This is a genomic window from Marinobacterium sp. YM272, assembly GCF_050908845.1.
Taxonomy (GTDB): domain Bacteria; phylum Pseudomonadota; class Gammaproteobacteria; order Pseudomonadales; family Balneatricaceae; genus Marinobacterium_D.
Genome location: NZ_CP194171.1, coordinates 1,547,133 through 1,566,188, shown reverse-complemented (window position 1 = coordinate 1,566,188; position 19,056 = coordinate 1,547,133). Strand labels below are relative to the sequence as shown.

The 19,056-nt window shown below is 60.1% G+C and carries 13 protein-coding genes; 4 read left to right on the top strand and 9 right to left on the bottom strand.

From position 1 onward, the window contains the following. Positions 1-20: 20 nt before the first annotated feature. The 5 genes from ACQUQP_RS07210 to fadB form a co-directional block, all read right to left on the bottom strand. Entirely contained in the window at positions 21-1,691 is a 1,671-nt protein-coding gene (locus tag ACQUQP_RS07210; protein WP_432698121.1) for an electron transfer flavoprotein-ubiquinone oxidoreductase, read from the bottom strand. Positions 1,692-2,083: 392 nt separating this feature from the next. Then, positions 2,084-3,013, bottom strand: a complete 930-nt coding sequence (locus ACQUQP_RS07205) for an electron transfer flavoprotein subunit alpha/FixB family protein (protein ID WP_432695985.1) — start codon at positions 3,011-3,013, stop codon at positions 2,084-2,086. A 10-nt stretch (positions 3,014-3,023) separates the two neighbouring features. After that, complete coding sequence (locus ACQUQP_RS07200; RefSeq protein WP_432695984.1) at positions 3,024-3,773, bottom strand: electron transfer flavoprotein subunit beta/FixA family protein; 750 nt, start codon at positions 3,771-3,773, stop codon at positions 3,024-3,026. Positions 3,774-3,824: 51 nt separating this feature from the next. Beyond that, entirely contained in the window at positions 3,825-5,603 is a 1,779-nt protein-coding gene (locus ACQUQP_RS07195; RefSeq protein ID WP_432698120.1) for an acyl-CoA dehydrogenase, read from the bottom strand. A 52-nt stretch (positions 5,604-5,655) separates the two neighbouring features. After that, on the bottom strand, positions 5,656-7,776 hold the full coding sequence (gene fadB / locus ACQUQP_RS07190) for a fatty acid oxidation complex subunit alpha FadB (protein WP_432698119.1): 2,121 nt from the start codon (positions 7,774-7,776) through the stop codon (positions 5,656-5,658). Positions 7,777-7,943: 167 nt separating this feature from the next. Between fadB and ACQUQP_RS07185 the strand changes: the two genes are divergently transcribed. Further along, entirely contained in the window at positions 7,944-8,945 is a 1,002-nt protein-coding gene (locus ACQUQP_RS07185; protein WP_432698118.1) for an AraC family transcriptional regulator, read from the top strand. Here ACQUQP_RS07185 and ACQUQP_RS07180 read toward each other — a convergent pair. The 4 genes from ACQUQP_RS07180 to ACQUQP_RS07165 all read right to left on the bottom strand — a co-directional run bounded on the left by ACQUQP_RS07180 (position 8,935) and on the right by ACQUQP_RS07165 (position 13,692). Beyond that, entirely contained in the window at positions 8,935-9,774 is an 840-nt protein-coding gene (locus ACQUQP_RS07180) for an urea transporter (protein ID WP_432698117.1), read from the bottom strand. The two genes, ACQUQP_RS07185 and ACQUQP_RS07180, sit on opposite strands and share 11 nt — an antisense overlap. 210 nt (positions 9,775-9,984) lie before the next feature. Then, entirely contained in the window at positions 9,985-10,701 is a 717-nt protein-coding gene (locus tag ACQUQP_RS07175) for an outer membrane protein OmpK (protein WP_432698116.1), read from the bottom strand. Between the two features lie 167 nt (positions 10,702-10,868). After that, entirely contained in the window at positions 10,869-12,215 is a 1,347-nt protein-coding gene (locus ACQUQP_RS07170) for an 8-oxoguanine deaminase (protein WP_432698115.1), read from the bottom strand. Between the two features lie 31 nt (positions 12,216-12,246). Further along, on the bottom strand, positions 12,247-13,692 hold the full coding sequence (locus ACQUQP_RS07165; RefSeq protein ID WP_432698114.1) for a nucleobase:cation symporter-2 family protein: 1,446 nt from the start codon (positions 13,690-13,692) through the stop codon (positions 12,247-12,249). A gap of 647 nt (positions 13,693-14,339) precedes the next feature. Here ACQUQP_RS07165 and xdhA point away from each other — a divergent pair. The 3 genes from xdhA to xdhC are packed head-to-tail and all read left to right on the top strand — an operon-like array spanning position 14,340 to position 19,040. Then, a complete protein-coding gene (xdhA, locus tag ACQUQP_RS07160) occupies positions 14,340-15,779 on the top strand; it encodes a xanthine dehydrogenase small subunit (protein WP_432698113.1) in 1,440 nt (479 codons plus the stop codon). Next, positions 15,772-18,165, top strand: coding sequence for a xanthine dehydrogenase molybdopterin binding subunit (gene xdhB, locus ACQUQP_RS07155; RefSeq protein WP_432698112.1), 2,394 nt, complete (start codon positions 15,772-15,774; stop codon positions 18,163-18,165). Before xdhA ends, xdhB begins: the two co-directional genes overlap by 8 nt. Before the next feature lie 47 nt (positions 18,166-18,212). Further along, positions 18,213-19,040, top strand: a complete 828-nt coding sequence (gene xdhC, locus ACQUQP_RS07150) for a xanthine dehydrogenase accessory protein XdhC (RefSeq protein WP_432698111.1) — start codon at positions 18,213-18,215, stop codon at positions 19,038-19,040. Positions 19,041-19,056: the final 16 nt, after the last annotated feature.

Sequence of the window (19,056 nt, the reverse complement as noted above, 5' to 3'; positions counted from 1 at the left end):
CCAGTTATGTATTCGGCCAGTTACATATTGGGATAGTTGGGGCCGCCAGCGCCTTCGGGTACCACCCAGGTGATGTTCTGCGCCGGGTCCTTGATGTCACAGGTTTTACAGTGCACGCAGTTCTGTGAGTTGATCTGGAAGCGCGGGCCTGACTCCTCCTCTATCACCTCGTAGACACCGGCCGGGCAGTAGCGCTGCGCCGGTTCCGCGTAGGTTGGCAGGTTCTGCGCGACCGGGATACTCGCGTCTTTCAGTTTCAGGTGACAGGGCTGATCCTCTTCGTGGTTGGTGTTGGAGATAAACACCGAGGAGAGCTTGTCGAAGCTGAGCTTGCCATCCGGCTTGGGGTAATCGATCTTGGTGCACTGGTCCGCCGGTTTCATCTGGGCATAGTCCGGCTTGTCATCGTGCAGGGTGATCGGCAGTTTGCCACCAAAGATATTCTGGTCGACAAAGTTGAACGCACCGCCAAGGATCGGGCCGAACTTGTGCATCGCCGGGCCAAAGTTACGGGAACGGAACAGCTCGTCGTAGGCCCAGCTGTCTTTGAACTTGGCGCTGAAGCTGCCGAGTTCTTTGCCGCCTTCATCACCGGCCGTGATCGCCTCGAACACCGCTTCGGCCGCCAGCATGCCGGATTTCATCGCGGTATGGGTGCCCTTGATCTTGCTGAAGTTCAGGGTGCCGGCGTTACAGCCGATCAGCAGACCGCCCGGGAAAGTCATTTTCGGCAGGGCGTTGAAACCGCCCTTGGTGATGGCGCGGGCGCCATAGGCCACGCGGTTGCCGCCTTCCAGGTGTTCGGCCAGCACCGGGTGGTGCTTCAGGCGCTGGAACTCGTCGAACGGGCTGAGCCAGGGGTTGGTGTAGTTCAGATCGACGATCAGGCCGACCACCGCCTGGTTGTTCTCCAGGTGGTAGAGGAAGAAACCTCCGGTTGTATCACCTTCAAGCGGCCAACCTGAGCCATGCACCACCAGACCCGGCTGGTGCTTGGCGGGATCGATATCCCAGAGTTCCTTGATACCGATACCGTAATGCTGGGCATCGGCTTCGTTATCGAGCTTGAATTGCTCGATCAGCTGCTTGCCGAGATGACCACGGCAGCCTTCGGCAAACAGGGTGTACTTGGCGTGCAGCTCCATCCCTTCCATGTAGTTCGGGCCCTGCTCGCCTTCAGCAGTAATGCCCATATCGCCGGTGGCGATACCCTTCACGGAACCATCGTCGTTAAACAGGATTTCAGCGGCGGCAAAGCCGGGAAAAATTTCCACGCCCAGGCCTTCCGCCTGTTCCGCCAGCCAGCGGCAGACATTACCGAGGCTGACCACGTAATTGTTAAGGCCATGCCCGGTGTTGTGCATGGTCTTGGGAATCAGTGCGTTGGGCAGTTTTTTCGCTGCCGTATCGCTTTTCAGTAGGTAAAGCTCATCGGAGACCACCGGAGTATTCAGCGGTGCACGACTCTCTTCAGGAGCGTCCTGCCAATCCGGGAAGAGTTCATCCATGGCGCGGGATTCGATGACAGCGCCGGAGAGAATATGGGCACCCACCTCGGAGCCTTTCTCGACGACACAGACGGTAAGCTCCTGTTCCGCTTCCTGAGCCTGCTGCATCAGGCGGCAGGCGGCAGAGAGCCCGGCAGGGCCGGCACCGACGATAACTACATCAAATTCCATGGATTCGCGCATATAAACCTCTTTGTTATTTCCAGCGCACTTTTCGTATCCGGCGCTTCTATTTTTTTGATGCTAGCCTGACGAGCCCCTTCTCACACAAAAGCGGATTAAGGACTCAGAGGGCGGGGTCAAATCCCCTTCAGTGCAGCCGAGCATCGCAGGCTGAAAGCGATGAAGGGACCGGCTGTTTGAGGCGTAGCCGAGTTTCCGGTCCCGCGCTTTCAGCTGAGAAGCACAGGGCAGTCGGCGCAGCCGACCCAACTGCAGGGGCGGCTTGGGATTGTTAAGGGACTTACTTGGTAACGAAAGCCGTACAAGTCCCTTAACTCGCCTGCAGGCGAAACCTGCGTCTCCGGTGGCAACCAGCCATCAGGAGAGACACCGGCACTTTCAGCCAGAGAAGCTTATAGCTTCGCTTCCAGCTCCGGCAGGATCTCAAACAGATCACCTACCAGACCGTAATCGGCCACCTGGAAGATCGGCGCTTCCTCATCCTTGTTGATCGCCACGATCACCTTGGACTCTTTCATGCCGGCCAGGTGCTGGATCGCACCGGAGATACCCACGGCGATGTACAGCTCAGGGGCAACGATCTTGCCGGTCTGACCGACCTGCAGATCGTTGCTGACAAAGCCGGCATCCACCGCGGCACGAGAGGCACCGATGGCGGCGCCGAGCTTGTCGGCCACTTTTTCCAGCAGGGCGAAGTTTTCACCGTTGCCCATACCGCGACCACCAGAGATCACCACGCCTGCGGCCGCCAGATCCGGACGGTCGGATTTGACCATCTCTTCGCTGACAAAGCTGGAGGTACCGGCATCGCAGGCGGTGCCCACGGCTTCAACGCCGGCACTGCCACCTTCGGCGGCGGCCTTGTCGAATGCCGAGGTACGTACGGTGATCACCTTGACCGCGTCCTGGGACTGCACGGTGGCGATAGCGTTACCGGCGTAGATCGGACGCTTGAAGGTATCGGCAGACTCAACGGCGATAATCTCGCTGAGCTGGCCCACGTCGAGCAGGGCAGCGACGCGCGGCATAGTGTCTTTGCTGGTGCTGCTGGCCGCTGCAACGATGTGGCTGTAGCCGGAGGCCAGTTCCACGATCAGGGCGCTGAGGTTTTCCGCCAGGCCTTTCTCGTAAGCGGCGTTATCGGCCAGCAGGACCTTGGATACACCTGCAACCTTGGCGGCTTCATCGGCCACGGCCTGGCAGCCGTTGCCTGCCACCAGAAGGGTAATGTCGCCACCGATCTGACTGGCGGCGGTGACTGCACTCAGGGTCGCCGGGTTGAGTGCGCTGTTGTCGTGTTCAGCAATCAGTAAAATGCTCATCCCAGCCTCCTTAAATGACCTTGGCTTCGTTCTTCAGCTTATCGATCAGCGCATCCACGCTGTCCACCTTGATACCCGCTTCACGCTGGGCCGGTGTTTCCACCTTCAGCTGAGAGATATGCTGCTTGAGCTCGACACCCAGGTCCGCCGGGGTCTTCACATCCAGCGGCTTGCGCTTGGCTTTCATGATGTCCGGCAGCTTGGCGTAGCGCGGCTCGTTGAGGCGCAGGTCGGTGGTGACGATGGCCGGCAGGTCCAGGGAAACGGTACGCAGACCGCCATCCACTTCGCGGGTCACCTGAGCCTTATCGCCGTTGATTTTCACTTCAGAGGCGAAGGTACCCTGGGGACGACCGGTCAGGGCTGCCAGCATCTGGCCCACCTGGTTGTTGTCGGAATCGATGGACTGCTTGCCGAGGATCACAAGGCCCGGCTCTTCCGCTTCAACCACCTTGGCCAGTAGCTTGGCCACGTTCAGCGGCTCGGGCAAGTCATCGGTCTCAACCTGGATGGCACGGTCGGCACCCAGGGCCATGGCGGTACGCAGCTGTTCCTGTACCGCTTTCGGGCCGATGGAAACCACGATGACCTCGGAGGCCACACCGGCCTCTTTCAGGCGGATCGCTTCTTCAACCGCGATCTCGCAGAACGGGTTGAGTGCCATTTTGACGTTGGCCAGATCCACGTCGGAGTTATCGGCCTTGACGCGTACCTTGACGTTGTAGTCGATGACGCGTTTTACGCTAACGAGTATTTTCATTGTTTTAAGCCTCTACCGTTAGAGATTCTGTTCAGGGGCAACCCGGTTCACTTAGAACTGGGACTCCGGTAGTTCCATCACGCTGTCGCTGCCTCCGGTTACGGTCTGCAGCAGCCCCTCCGTCCGGGGCAGAAGATGTTCACAGTAGAACCGCGCGGTCGTCACCTTGGCGCGGAGGAAGTCGCTGTCGCCCTCCCCTGCCGCCAGCTGCTGCTGTGCGCTCTGTGCCATGCGGGACAATACCCAGGCGCCACAAAGGTAACCCATCTGCATCATGAAAGGCACACTGACCGCTCCAGGTGCGCTCGGCGACTGACTGCCCTTATCCAACAGCCAGGCGCAGGCCTGACGGGCATTTTCCAGCCCGGCGCCCAGACGCTCCGCCAGTTCACCGAGACTCGGCTCAGTGCGCAGCTGCTCAACACTCTGTCCGATCTCATCCAGCAGTGCCGTCACGGCAACGCCGTTATTGCGCAGCATCTTGCGGCCCACCAGGTCCAGCGCCTGGATACCGGTGGTGCCTTCGTAGATGGTCAGAATCCGGGCATCGCGATAATGCTGGGCGGCACCACACTCCTCGACAAAGCCCATGCCACCGTGAACCTGAACCCCCAGGTAGGTGACCTCCTGCGCCAGCTCGGTGAGCCAGCCTTTTACAATCGGCGTGAACAGCTCAACCCGCTCCTGATGCCGGGCAGCAGCTGTCTCGTCCTTAGAGGCTGACACCCGGTCCGCTTCCGCAGCGGCCAGCAGCTCCACGCCGCGCATCGCTTCGATGGAAGCACGCATCTGCATCAGCATACGGCGCACGTCCGGGAACTCGATGATCGCGATCTTGCTGCCATCCCTGCGCGTGCCCTGGGTACGCTCGCGGGCATAGGCAACCGCCTGCTGGTAGGAGCGCTCGGAGATCGCCAGTCCCTGAAGGCCCACGGCCTGACGGGCGTGGTTCATCATGGTGAACATGTAGGCCAGCCCCTGATGCGGCTCACCGACGAGGTAACCGATCGCACCGCCGTCATCGCCGAAGCTCATGGTGCAGGTCGGGCTGCCGTGGATACCGAGCTTGTGCTCGATCGATACGCAGCTCACGTCATTGCGTTCACCCGGCTCACCGTTTTCATCCAGCAGGAACTTGGGCACAACGAACAGGGAGATCCCTTTAACACCGGCCGGCGCATCCGGCAGGCGCGCCAGCACGAGATGCACGATGTTATCGGTCATCTGGTGGTCGCCCCAGGTGATGAAGATCTTCTGGCCGGTGATGCGGTAATGCTCACCTTCAGGCACTGCCTTCGACTTGATGGCAGCCAGATCCGAACCGGCATCCGGCTCGGTCAGGTTCATGGTGCCGGTCCACTCGCCGGAAACCAGCTTCGGCAGCCAGGTTGCCTTAAGCTCCTCGCTACCATGGTGATTAATCGCTTCCGCCGCGCCCTGGGTCAGCATCGGGCAGAGACCAAACGCCATGTTGGCGGACTGCCAGATTTCGTTGGCAGCGGTACCCAGCACGTTGGGCAGTCCCTGACCACCGAACGCTTCCGGGAAGGTCAGCGTCGGCCAGGCGCTTTCGACAAATGCCTGGTAAGCCTCGGCAAAGCCCTCGGTCTCACGAACGCCAATTTCATCCAGTGTCGCGCCGTTCTGGTCGCCAACCACGTTCAACGGTGCCCAGATTTCACTACCGAATTTCCCAGCTTCTTCAAGAATCGCTTCCGCCAGCTCGCCATTGATTTCATCGAGACCGGCGGCTTCGCAGAGCGCGTCAAATCCAACCAGTTCACGCAAAACAAACGCGGCATCACGGTAAGGGTGCAGATACTCGGACATTCTGTTTACCTCGTTTTTCAGCGCCGCCTCTGGCGGCAATCGGTGATTCGGATCAGAAGAAACGCTTAGCGCCACGACAATGGGCGCGAAAGCTCTCCGGCAATCGGTACAGGGGACCCTGAGCGCCCCACTTCTCGACTCGGGCGGCAAACTCGTCTGCACCGACGTGGTCGATGTAGCGCAGCGCACCGCCTCTGAATTTCGGGAAACCAAGGCCCAGGATCAGCGCCATGTCGAGCTCGGCGGGCGAGGCCACAACGCCCTCATCCAGGCAGAGGAACGACTCCAGGCACAGCGGGATCATCATGCGATCGACGATCTCCTGGTCGCTCAGCTGAACCTGGCGTTTGACCTGTCCACGGATCAGTTCGAGCACTTCGGTGCTGGCCTGCTTGTTGTGCGGACCCTCGGCGTAGTCGTAGAAACCACGTCCGTTCTTCTGGCCCAGCGCGCCCTGCTCCAGCAGCCGCTCGATGATCGGCTGATTCTCATGCCCCATCCGCTCCGGGTAGCCGGCCTGCAGTACCTGATCCGCGTGCACCATGGTGTCGAGCCCGATCACGTCAGCCAGATAAGCCGGCCCCATGGGCCAACCGAACGCCTCCATCACCCGATCGATACGCTGGAAGTCGACGCCGTCGTGCAGCAGGCGGTTGAATGCGTTGAAGTAGGGGAAGAGCACTCGGTTAACCAGGAAGCCCGGGCAGTCGTTAACGACGATCGGGGTCTTGCCCATTTTGACCGCGCAGTCCACCGCCGTCGCAATGGCAGTTTCACTACTCTGCTCACCGCGAATCACTTCGACCAGCGGCATCATCGGTACCGGGTTGAAGAAGTGCATGCCGCAGAAGTTCTGCGGCCGCGTCAATGCGCCCGCCAGGGCAGAGATCGAAATAGTCGAGGTGTTGGAGGTGAGGATCGCATCCGGCGACAGTTTGGCTTCGGTCTCGGCAAGCACAGCGCGCTTTACCGCCTCGTTCTCAACCACCGCCTCCACCACCAGACCGACACGCTCGAAACCCTCGAACGCCAGTGTAGGCTGGATCAGCCCCAGGCAATCGTTCTTGCCGGCCTGATCCATGCGGCCTCTCTTGATCAGTTTATCCAGCACCTTGCTGGCGGTGCTCATGCCCAGGTCGAGCGACTCCTGGCGGATATCCTTCAGGATCACCGGCGTACCGCTAACAGCCGACTGGTAGGCGATACCGCCGCCCATGATGCCGGCGCCAAGCACCGCGGTTTCTTTAACAGGCACAGCCTTGAGTGCTGCTGCTTTTGACGCCTGTTTGACGCGCTGGCCGTTGATGAACAGGCCAACGAGGCTCTGGGTGCTGGTGGTGGCGCCGAGGCGCAGGAAGCTGTCCCTTTCCGCCGCCAGTGCGGCATCAAAGGTCAGTGACGCATGTCCTGCAACCAGCTCGATAATCTCGCCGGCGGCGGGATAGTTCGGGTTAAGGCTCTTCGCAAAGGTGGATTTCAGGGTCTCGAGATCAGCGCTGGCCACCGGCTGCTGCTTCCTGTCACGCAGCACAGGATAGTTAATTTCGCCGTCGATCATGCGCTTGAGCAGCGCCAGGGAGGCGTCACGCAGCCTATCACTCGGCACCGACTCGTCAGCCAGACCCAGTACCATCGCCTTTTCGGCATTTACCGGTTTGCCACTGATCATCAGTTCCAGGGCTGCTTCGACACCGGCCATGCGGCTTGCGCGCACAGTGCCACCCCAGCCAGGACAGAGGCCCAGGGTCACTTCCGGGAAGCCAACCTTGGCGGATTGGTCGATAACGCGTGCATCGCTGGTCAGCGCCAGTTCCAGACCGCCACCAAGCGCCAGCCCGTTGATGGCAGAGACGGTCGGGAACGGCAGCGCTTCCAGCCGATTGAACAGCTGATGCGCCTGCTCCATCCTGCGCTGAAACAGAGTGGAATCGCCTTCAAACAATGCGGGGAATTCAAACACATCGGCGCCGGCGACAAAGGTGGGTTTGGCACTCCTGATCAGCAGTCCCTGGATACCCGGCTCATTTTCCAGCAGATCACAGACATCGCTCAACTCGCTAAGGAAAGCACTACCGATCGAGTTCACCGAGCTCCCTTTGCGGTCAATCACCAGTTCGACCAGGCCCGGTACTGCATCACTTCGCAATAGCGTTAACGAATCACCGCTGAACATGAAAAACCTCCTCTTCGGGGTAAGCGCGCTTACGCCTCGTTTGTGTCGGGCTAGTTTTCCAACTCAGCGGTCGTTATCCAATGTTCGATGAAGCCGATAATTTAGCATTTTCGGACAGGAGACTTAGAATAGGGACTCAGCATCGATTACTCGCCCCGGAACAGCCCATGAGCTTCGAGAAACAGACCATTTCCATCCACTATGCCAAAGCGGTGGTGTCTGCCGCAGAGCAACGCGGCTACGACAGGCTCCAGCTGCTACGGGAGGCATCGATCAATCCAAATCTGCTGGCATCGGAGGAGATGCGGATCACGCCTGAGCAGCTTGCCCGCCTGATGCAGGCTGCCTGGAGACTGGAGGATGACGAGTTTCTGGGGATGTCACCGGGATGCTGTCGACATGGAATTTTCACATTAATGGCCAAGCAGGCTGTCTATTGCGGCAACCTGCGCGGGGTCTACCGCCACCTCACCCGGTTTTATAACCTGGTGACCGACAGCATCTCGCTGAGCTTTGATATGGAGGATGACCAAGCCAGCCTGAGCATGTCACTCAAGGAGCCTGCCGAGGACAGGGATCATATGCTGGTGGATTTCCTGCTGCTGCTCTGGCACCGATTTCCCGCCTGGCTGGCCGGTCAGCGCCTACCGTTAATCCGGGTGGAGCTGGCCTTTCCCAAACCGCGCCATGCGAAGGAGTATCGCCTGCTTTTTCCCTGCGATATCGAGTATGACTGCGACACCAACCGCCTGATCTTTTCAGCAGAGCTGCTCTCTCTGCCGGTGGTACAAACCCCGGAAACGCTGAGAAAGCACCTGGTCCGCGCGCCTCTGGACTGGTTCAAGCGCCAGAGCTATTACCCCACCTACACCCGCCGCGTGCTCGATGCACTGATGCCTGAAAATGAGTTTCTGAACCTGCAGATCGACGATATTGCCGCCAGCCTCGGTATCAATTCACGCACCCTGCGCCGCAAGCTCAGCGACGAGAACACCTCGTTCCAGGAGATCAAAAGCCTGGCCCGACGTGACACCGCGATCCACCTGCTGTCGCTGCGCCACATCCCCATTGCCGATATCGCCCACCGGCTCGGCTTCACCGAAACGGCGTCATTCTCCCGGGCATTCAAAAGCTGGACCGGCATAACCCCCCAGGGCTTCAAGCAGTAGTGGCGGGACCCTCGGCTACTCCCCCGGCTGCGGGGAGAGTCCTGGTCCGGTATAGATGCTCAAGACGATGCCATAGCGGCAACACCAGCCAACAGGCCAGCACAAAGGGCGCGGTCAGCACCGGCAAACCGCTTTGCTGCAGCCACCCGGTCAGGACAACGCTTAACAGAATCGCGGCGAAAAGCAGTAGCGCGCCCTGCTCGCTCCGCGCCGGAAGCGCCATGGCGACCAGTACCGCGTTATAGGCATAAAGGCCGCTAAAAACCGAGTCCCCGGACGCGCCGATAAGAAAAGCAAAACCGCTGCTGAGCACTATGGCAACAGCTGCACAACAGAGCGCACGGACGGAGGCGATCCCGATACCGACCATAATCAGCAGACATGAGAGCGGCTGATCCAGGAACAGCACCTGTCCGAACCCAAGCAGCAGGTTATCCCACCCTGTGCGGCTAACCTCCACCGCCGGCACAGGTTCTACGCCTACAACCGCAGTCACCAGCCAGACAGTAAGAATAAAGGGTGCCGTGTAGACCGGGCAGCCAAGCCGGTCGATCAGGAGCCTCATCAACAGGGTGCTGAGCGAAGCTGCCAGCCCAAGAATAATCAGCAGTTCAGTGCCAACGGGCCAGTACAGCGTGCAGGCCAGCCCCACCAGAGCGCCGTTATAGCCGTACAGCCCCTGATCGAGATGTTCTCTTTTGGCACCCGACACCGATGCAACAACATAAGCGACAAGGCTCCCGCCAATGGCACCCAGGCACATCGGCACCGAGTTCAGCGCGATCGCGGCGAGAAAAAACAGCCCCGTCAGGACATTTGAATGCAGCATGATCTGGCTGAGTCCGAGCAGAAGTGCGCGGCATAATTGATACTCTGCGGTCACCTGTTAGCTCCCACAAACTTGGCAGAACGCCACATGAATAGGCCAAACGAATAAAAAACAGCGCCAACCGGTGACTACATCCAGAGGGCGCTGGGGAAACTCACACCGGCACGGACTGAAAGGGGAAGCCGGGCCGGCGCTGTCGATCTGATCCGTTCAGAAGTGCCACTTCAGCAGCAGCGAGGGGTTGCGCTCATCAACACCCTTGATACCGAACTTGTTGTTCCAGTGGGCGTATTCAACACCGACATAGACCGGCGCCTTGGCACCGAACAGCTTGCCGGCGTTCCACTTGAGCTGAGAGGTGAAGTTCATCTCCGCGGCATGGTCCGACTCTGCCGTAGACCAGTCGAGGAAACCGTCATAAAGGAATTCGGCACGGCCCAGCTCGAACGGCAGGCCCCAGGTCAGGGTCAGCTGCTGATCGTCTTCTTTATTTTCGTTGTTAACCTGGTAGACGTTGGCGTTGAAGTAACGGAAACCGGGCAGATCCAGGCTGACGCCGACACCACCGAGGTAGTTATCAAACCCCTCGCCGCTCTCCCAGGTACCTGCCAGCAGCAGATCCTTCACGGGTCCAAAGGACAGGTCCCCACCCGTGAGACTTCCCAGGCTCAGACGCGGCGACAGCTCCATGTAGTTTTCGGTGTAGCCGTTGGATGATTTCAGACGGTCGAGGAAGAAGAAGTTATCGCCCCAGCTATGGCCGCTGGCGTGCTCGACGGTTACCACCTGGCGGTCATCGTCGCCCACTTCGTACTCGCTGCCGTTCAGGTAGCTCAGGCTGAACGAGCTCCAGAGCTGCTCGGCAGAAGCCGGCGCGGACAGCATGGCACCGGTCAGAATACAGGCGGCTGTTGTTTTTATTTTCATCGTAGTTTTCATCCTTTGTTTTTATTTTCAGATGCGTTTTTTGAAGAACAGATGAGTTCAGCCCTGCCGGCCCGCTACGGGCCAGCATCGCTGAAAATTTTCTTAGGGAATTGCGTCAGGCTAAGAGTGCGAGGGGCACTCCCATTGCCAACGGCCCGGAGGGCTCATCAGGCAGCCAGTTTCCGCGCCAGGTTCTTCTGGCGCTCGATCAACGCCTTGAGATCAAAGCCGTCGATGGCGCCGTCCGTGACCCGCCACTGTCCGGCCACCATGACCCGATCCGCCTGATGGGCACCGCACAACACCAGCGCCGCCAGTGGATCGCCGGCACCGGCAAAGCGCAGCTCATCCAGCTTGAACAGGGCGATATCCGCCTGCATGCCAACCTTCAGAGCGCCCAGATCGTCGCGACCGAGGCAGCGTGCCGAGCCTTCGGTGGCCCAGGAGAGCACTTTCTGGTGGGTTATTTCAGAGGCGTCGTAGCGCAGTCGACCGAGCAGGAACGCCTGGCGCACCTCCTGAATCATGTTGGAGCCATCGTTGGACGCGGAGCCGTCCACACCCAATCCCACCGGACTGCCGGCACGCTCCAGATCCAGCGTCGGGCAGAGGCCGGAGGCCAGCAGCATGTTGGATGATGGGCAGTGACCGATACCGGTACCGGCCGCACCCAGACGACGGATCTCGTCGTCGTTGAAGTGGATGCCGTGGGCCAGCCAGACCCGGTCGCTGAGCCAGCCAACCTTTTCCAGGTAGTCGAGCGGGCGCAGACCGAACATCTTTTCGCAGAAGGCGGTCTCGTCATGGGTCTCGGCCAGATGGGTGTGCAGGCGCACATCGTGTTTTTCCGCCAGCTTCGCACTGGCTTTCATCAGACTTTCACTGACAGAGAACGGCGAACAGGGTGCCAGCGCTACCCGGCTCATGGCACCGGGTTCGGCCTGATGGTAGCGCGCAATCAACCGCTCGCTGTCGGCCATAATGGCGTCTTCATCCTGCACCGTGCTCTGCGGGGGCAGACCGCCGTCCTCTTCGCCCAGGCTCATGGAGCCGCGCGTCAGGTGCACACGCATGCCCATTTTTTCTGCCTGCGCCATCTGGATATCGATGGCATTTTCCAGCCCCTGCGGAAACAGGTAGTGATGATCGCTCGCCGTGGTGCAACCGGAGAGCAGCAGCTCCGCCAGTGCCACCTGGGTCGACACCTCGACCATCTCCTCGCCGAGTTTCGCCCATACCGGGTAGAGGCTTTTCAGCCAGCTGAACAGGGACTTGTTCAACGCTGCCGGAAAGGCCCGCGTCAGCGTCTGGTAAAAGTGGTGGTGGCTGTTGATCAGCCCCGGCAACATCACGTGTTCACGGGCATCGAACTGTTCATCGACCGACGCGGCCGGCACCTCGCCCGCGGCCAGCGCCTCGACGATGCGCTGCCCTTCTATCACCACACCACCGGCAGATGCCTCATCCAGGGTCGCCAGCGGCGTTTTAATCCAGATACGTCGGGATGCGTTCACTCGGTTACTCCAATTTTTCACTTAGGTTTGATTAGCTGTTTGCCGGGCTGGATACCGCAGAGCTGGAGAGCGTGCGGGAGCTCTCGTGCGCAACGTCGCTTTGTGCCTCGGTCGTTTCCGCAGCTGCTTCCGGCGCTGCATCCAGGTCATGCGGCAGCACAAAGTTGAGAATGATCGCGGACAGCGCACCGATGGTCAGCGGCGAGCCGATAATGTTCTTCAGATCCTGCGGCATGGCGGAGAGCACTTCAGGCACGCCGGCAACCCCCAGTCCCATACCGATGGAGATCGCGCAGATCAGCATATTGCGACGATTCAGACCCGCTTCAGCAATGATCTTGATCCCCGCCATCGCCACGGTACCGAACATGATCAGCGTGGCACCGCCCAGCACCGGCTTGGGCATCTGCTGCAGCACACCGCCGATAATCGGGAACAGACCCAGCAGCGCGAGGATGGCGGCAATGAAGATCGCCACGTGGCGGCTGGCCACGCCGGTCAGCTGAATCACACCGTTGTTCTGGCTGAAGGTGGTCATCGGCAGGCTGTTCAGAGTAGAAGCGATGGCAGAGTTCACGCCGTCAGCCAATACGCCGGCCTTGATGCGCTTGATATAGACGGGACCGTCCACCGGCTGCTTGGAGACCATGCTGTTGGCGGTCAGGTCACCGGTGGTTTCCAGCGCGGTAATCACGTAGATAATCGCAATCGGCAGGAAGGCGGCGAAGTCGAAGCTGAAGCCGTATTTAAACGGCACCGGAATCGCAATCAGGGACAGCTCGCTCAAGCCGCTGAAATCCACCTTGCCGATCGACCAGGCGGCCACGAACCCCAGGGTCAGACCGATGATCACCGCGCTCAGGCGCAGCATATGGATCTGAAAACGGTTGAAAATGACGATGGTGATCAGCACCAGGCCGGCAAGACCCAGGTTGACCGGAGCGCCCATATCCGGGGCGTTAAAGCCGCCTGCGATATCGGTCATCGATACCTTGATCAGGGAGAGACCGATCAGGGTGATGATGGTACCGGTGACCACCGGCGTGATCACCCGGCGCAGCTTATTGATAAAGCGGCTGAGGAAGATCTCGACAAATGCGGCCAGGAAGCAGACTCCGAAGATGGTCGAGAGTATCTCCTCCGGCCCGCCGCCATTGCCTTTGACGATAAAGCCCGCAGCCAGAATGGAGCTGAGAAATGCAAAGCTGGTGCCCTGCACACATAACAGCCCGGAGCCGACCGGTCCGATCTGGCGCGCCTGGATAAAGGTGCCGATACCGGAGACGATCAGCGCCATGCTGACCAGGTAGGGCACTTCACTGCCTAACCCCAGTACGCCGCCGACGATCAGGGTTGGGGTAATGATACCGATAAAGCTCGCCAGCACATGCTGGAGCGCAGCGAACACCGATACCGAGAAGCGTGGTTTGTCATCCAGCCCGAAGACCAGATCGATCGTAGAGTCGTGCTTTGCCATTGTGAAAATACCCTAGTTATTTTTTTTGGTCTTTCTCTCGCCGTATTCAGGCTGAAGCGCCTCCACGGTTGAGCGCTTTCACGGAGGAGCGCTTTCACGACGAGACAGTCACAAGCGTTGCAAGCAGGCTTTCAACCCGCAGGGTTAAAACCTAATCGACCGGCCAGGTATTGTCCACAATTTACACCCATAGTTGTATTCACTATATGAAAGCCGACGCTCCTTCCGGCACACCCCCAAAAAAAGCACTTATTTTTCAATCAATAACAAATTAGCAGGGCCGGTTTGCCCAACACGGGGATGTGGCACAGAAACCGTAAAAGCGAGACGCCTGCTGCGTAAACCTGGGCAAAACCCAGGCATTACCGGCACCAATCGTGTACACAAACCACCATGAAAAAAAGTATACGAAACACACTTCAAGGCACTAAATCAGAACTATTTCCCGCCAGAAATTAAATAAACCTGTGATTTATCCACAGAAAACACCGATGGCATTTTTTTTAATGGCAAACAAAGGCAGATAGCTGACTCAAAGGTCAATTTTAAAGTTGACTCATGAGTCAGCTTTTACTTTAATCGAGCCAAACCCAACGAGCCCCGCAACAACACGGCTCCGCAATAAACATAAGAAAAGGAGGCCCTCCTTGATCAGGTTCTTACTCAACAAAGCGCTGCGGGTCGAAGAACAGCTCGACCCCAATATGACGGTGCTGAACTACCTGCGCACCCAGGCCCGCAAAACCGGCACCAAGGAGGGCTGCGCCTCGGGTGACTGCGGCGCCTGTACCGTTGTGCTGGGCGAGCTGGACGGCGACCGCATCCGCTATAAAAGCGTCAACTCCTGCCTGACCTTCGTCTCCGCCCTGAACGGCAAACAGCTGATCACGGTGGAAGACCTGAAACAGGGAGACCGCCTGCACCCTGCCCAGCAGGCGATGGTGGACTGCCACGGCAGCCAGTGCGGCTTCTGCACACCCGGCATCGTCATGTCGATGTTTGCGCTCGGCAAAAACGTGGGACAGCCGGAGAAAGAGGAGATCCACGAGGCGCTGGCCGGCAATCTCTGCCGCTGCACCGGCTACCGCCCCATAGTCGAGGCCACCGAAAAGATGTACGAAGAGGTCACGCCCGACAGCTTCGATACCGAACAGGCCGCCACTGTCGCCCGCTTGCGCGAGATCCAGCCACAGGCCCAGGTCGAACTGAGCGACGGCAACAAGACTGCCTTCAACCCGGCCTCGCTGTCGGAGCTCGCTAGCCTGCTGGAACAGCACCCGGATGCCCGCCTGGTCGCCGGTGGTACCGATCTGGCGCTGGAGGTTACCCAGTTCCACCGCGAGCTCCCCACACTTATTTACGTCGGCGATATCGCCGAGATGAAACAGGTCCGTGTGCTCGATGAGCAGATCGAACTGGGCGCTGCCGCCCCGCTGACCGACTGCTACCAGGCCCTGAGCCAGGACTATCCCGATTTCGGCGCCCTGCTCCACAGGTTCGCCTCCCTGCAGATCCGCAACCAGGGCACCCTGGGCGGCAATATCGGTAATGCCTCTCCGATTGGTGACTCACCGCCCGCCCTGATTGCGCTGGGTGCAAAGCTTGTCCTGCGCAAGGGCGAGCAGACCCGGACCCTTGATCTGCAGGATTATTTTATCGACTACAAGGTCACCGCCCAGCAGCCGGGCGAGTTTATCGAGAAGGTGATCGTGCCGAGAGCGGCCGCTAACGGCGAGTTCCGCAGCTACAAGATCTCCAAGCGGATCGATGACGACATCTCCGCGGTGCTCGGCTGCTTCAACCTCGTGATCCGGGAGGGCCGCGTCGAATCGGCAAAGATCGCTTTCGGCGGCATGGCTGCCATTCCGAAGCGCGCCAGCCTGTGCGAACAGGCGCTGACCGGCTCTGCATGGAATCGCGACACCATCGACAAGGCCAGGCAGGCACTGGCGCTGGACTTCGCGCCGATCTCCGATTTCCGCGCCTCGCGCGAGTACCGGCAGATGACCGCCGTCAACCTGCTGACCCGGTACTTTGTCGAGCTTGAATCCCCAGAACTGGAAACACGGGTGACCGCATATGTCTAATCACAACAAGAACAAAAAAACCTACGCCGAAATGCTGGAGCTGACCAAGCAGAGCCTGGTCACCGGCGTGGGCCGCAGCGTCAAACATGAAAGCGCGGCCAAGCAGGTCAGCGGCGAAGCGATCTACGTCGACGACCGCCTGGAGTTTCCCAACCAGCTGCACGTTTACGCCCGTATGTCGGAGAAGGCGCACGCCCGCATCACCAAATTGGATGTGAGCCCCTGCTACAACTTCCCCGGTGTTGCCATCGCCATCACCGCCCGGGATGTGCCGGGCCAGCTCGATATCGGCGCCGTGGCGCCGGGTGATCCGCTGCTGGCAGACGGCGTTGTCGAGTACTTCGGCCAGCCGGTACTGGCGGTGGCCGCCAACGATCTGGAAACCGCCCGCAAGGCGGCCATGGCGGCCATCGTCGAGTACGAAGAGCTCGAACCGGTGCTCTCTGTCGAGCAGGCGCTGGAGCAGGAAAGGTTCGTCACCGAACCGCACACCCATAAGCGCGGCGATTCCACGACTGCCCTGGCATCGGCCAAGCACCGCACTTCGGCCAGTGTGCATATCGGCGGCCAGGAGCATTTCTACCTGGAGACCCAGATCTCCTCGGTGGTGCCCACCGAAGATGGCGGCATGATCGTGTTTACCTCCAGCCAGAACCCCACCGAGATCCAGAAGCTGGTGGCCGAGGTACTGGGCGTCTCGTTCAATAACGTGCAGATCGACATGCGCCGCATGGGCGGCGGCTTCGGCGGCAAAGAAACCCAGGCGGCGATGCCCGCCTGCCTCGCCGCGGTTGTCGCTCACCTCACCCGCCGACCGGCGAAGATGCGCCTGCCGCGCATGGAAGACATGATGATGACCGGCAAGCGCCACCCCTTCTTCAACCAGTATGAGGTGGGCTTTGACGACAACGGCCGCATCACCGGCTGCGAGATGAAACTGGCCGGCAACTGCGGTTACTCACCGGACCTGTCCAACTCCATCGTCGACCGCGCCATGTTCCACAGCGATAACGGCTACTATCTCGGCGATGCCACCATTACCGGTTACCGCTGCAAGACCAACCTGGCCTCCAACACCGCCTACCGCGGTTTCGGCGGCCCCCAGGGGCTGATCATGCCGGAGATTATTCTCGATGATATCGCCCGCCGCCTGGGCAAGGATCCGCTGGAGGTGCGCAAGCACAACCTTTACGGTGGCGAGGGCCGCGACACCACCCACTACTTCCAGAAAGTAGAGGACAACGCCCTGCCGGAGATGATCGACGACCTGGAGCAAAGCTGCGATTACCAGGCCCGTCGCCAGGCGATCCGCGAGTACAACCGCAAGAGCCCGATCCTGAAAAAGGGTCTGGCACTGACGCCGGTGAAGTTCGGCATCTCCTTTACCGCCACCCATCTCAACCAGGCCGGCGCGCTGATCCATATCTACACCGACGGCAGTATCCACCTGAACCACGGCGGTACCGAGATGGGTCAGGGGCTGAACACCAAGGTGGCCCAGGTCGTCGCCGAAGAGTTCCAGGTGGACTTCGATACCATCCAGATCACCGCCACCAACACCGACAAGGTCCCGAACACCTCGCCCACCGCAGCCTCGTCCGGTGCCGACCTGAACGGTAAAGCGGCCCAGAACGCTGCCCGCACCATCAAGCAGCGCCTGGTCGAGTTCGCCGCCCGCCACTTCAATGTGACCGAAGAGGATGTGGAGTTCCGCAACAACCACGTGGTGGTCCGCGACGAGGTACTGCCGTTTGCCGAGTTTATCCAGCTGGCGTACTTCAACCAGATCTCGCTGTCGAGCACCGGTTTTTACCGCACGCCGAAGATCTACTACGACCGCGACAACGCCCGCGGCCGGCCGTTCTACTACTTCGCCTACGGCGTGGCCTGCAGCGAGGTGGTGGTCGATACCCTGACCGGAGAATACAAGATCCTTCGCGCCGACATCCTTCACGACGTGGGCGCCTCCCTGAACCCGGCCATCGATATCGGCCAGGTCGAAGGCGCCTTCGTCCAGGGCGCCGGCTGGCTCACCTCGGAAGAGCTGGTCTGGAACGACCAGGGCCGGCTAATGACCTCGGGCCCGGCCAGCTACAAGATCCCGGCGGTGACCGATATGCCGATCGACTTCCGCGTGCGGCTGGTGGAGAACCGCAAAAACGCCGAGGACACCGTCTACCACTCCAAGGCGGTGGGCGAGCCGCCGTTCATGCTGGGTATCTCCGTGTACTGCGCCATCAAGGATGCGATCGCCAGTGTCGCCGACTACCGGGTCAGCCCGGCCATCGACGCACCGGCCACACCCGAGCGGGTGCTCTGGGCGATCCGCGCGATGGAAGAGTCTACTCAGCGAACCGATAGTGACGCCGTCACCGAACTGGCCTGAGAGCCCCGTAACGCTAAAGACAACAACAAAAACTGGGGAGCTGAACTATGAACAGCGAGTGGATCAAGGCCCTGAGCCAGCTTGAAGCCGACGCCACCCCGGCGGTGATGATCACCGTCGTGGACGAGCGCGGCTCAACACCGCGCAATGCCGGCGCCAAGATGCTGGTCAGCGCCAACGAACGGTTCGATACCATCGGTGGCGGCCACCTGGAGCACAAATCGATCAAGATCGCCCGTGCCATGCTGGAGGAGAAACAGAGCCAGCCGCGTCTGGAGCGTTTCTCCCTCGGCGCGAGCCTCGGCCAGTGCTGCGGCGGGGCCACCACTCTGCTGTTTGAACCGCTCAACACCGGCATCGTGCAGATCGTTCTGTTCGGCGCCGGCCACGTCGGCCGGGCTCTGGTGCCGATCCTGGCCACCCTGCCCTGCCGCATCCGCTGGGTCGATGCCCGGGAGGAAGAGTTCCCGGCCACGCTGCCGGAGGGTGTGGAAAAAGTGGTCAACGAGTTCCCCGTGGACGAAATCGCGCAGCAACCGGCCGACAGCTACTTCATCGTGATGACCCATAACCACCAGCTGGACCAGGAGCTCAGCGAAGCGATCCTGAAGCGCAACGACTTCAAGTACTTCGGTCTGATCGGCTCCGAGACCAAACGGAAAAAGTTCGAGCACCGATTGAAGGCCAAGGGCTTCGACGACACCCTGCTGGAGCGGATGACCTGCCCCATGGGCATCCCGGAGGTGAAGGGCAAACTGCCGGCGGAGATCGCTGTCTCCGTGGCCGGCGAGGTGATCGCCCAGTACAACGCGGCATTCGGCGCCGAGTCCAAGCCCCCTATCGAAACAGCAGCGGTGGAACGGCTTGCGATTTAACAGGCTGCTTCCCCTC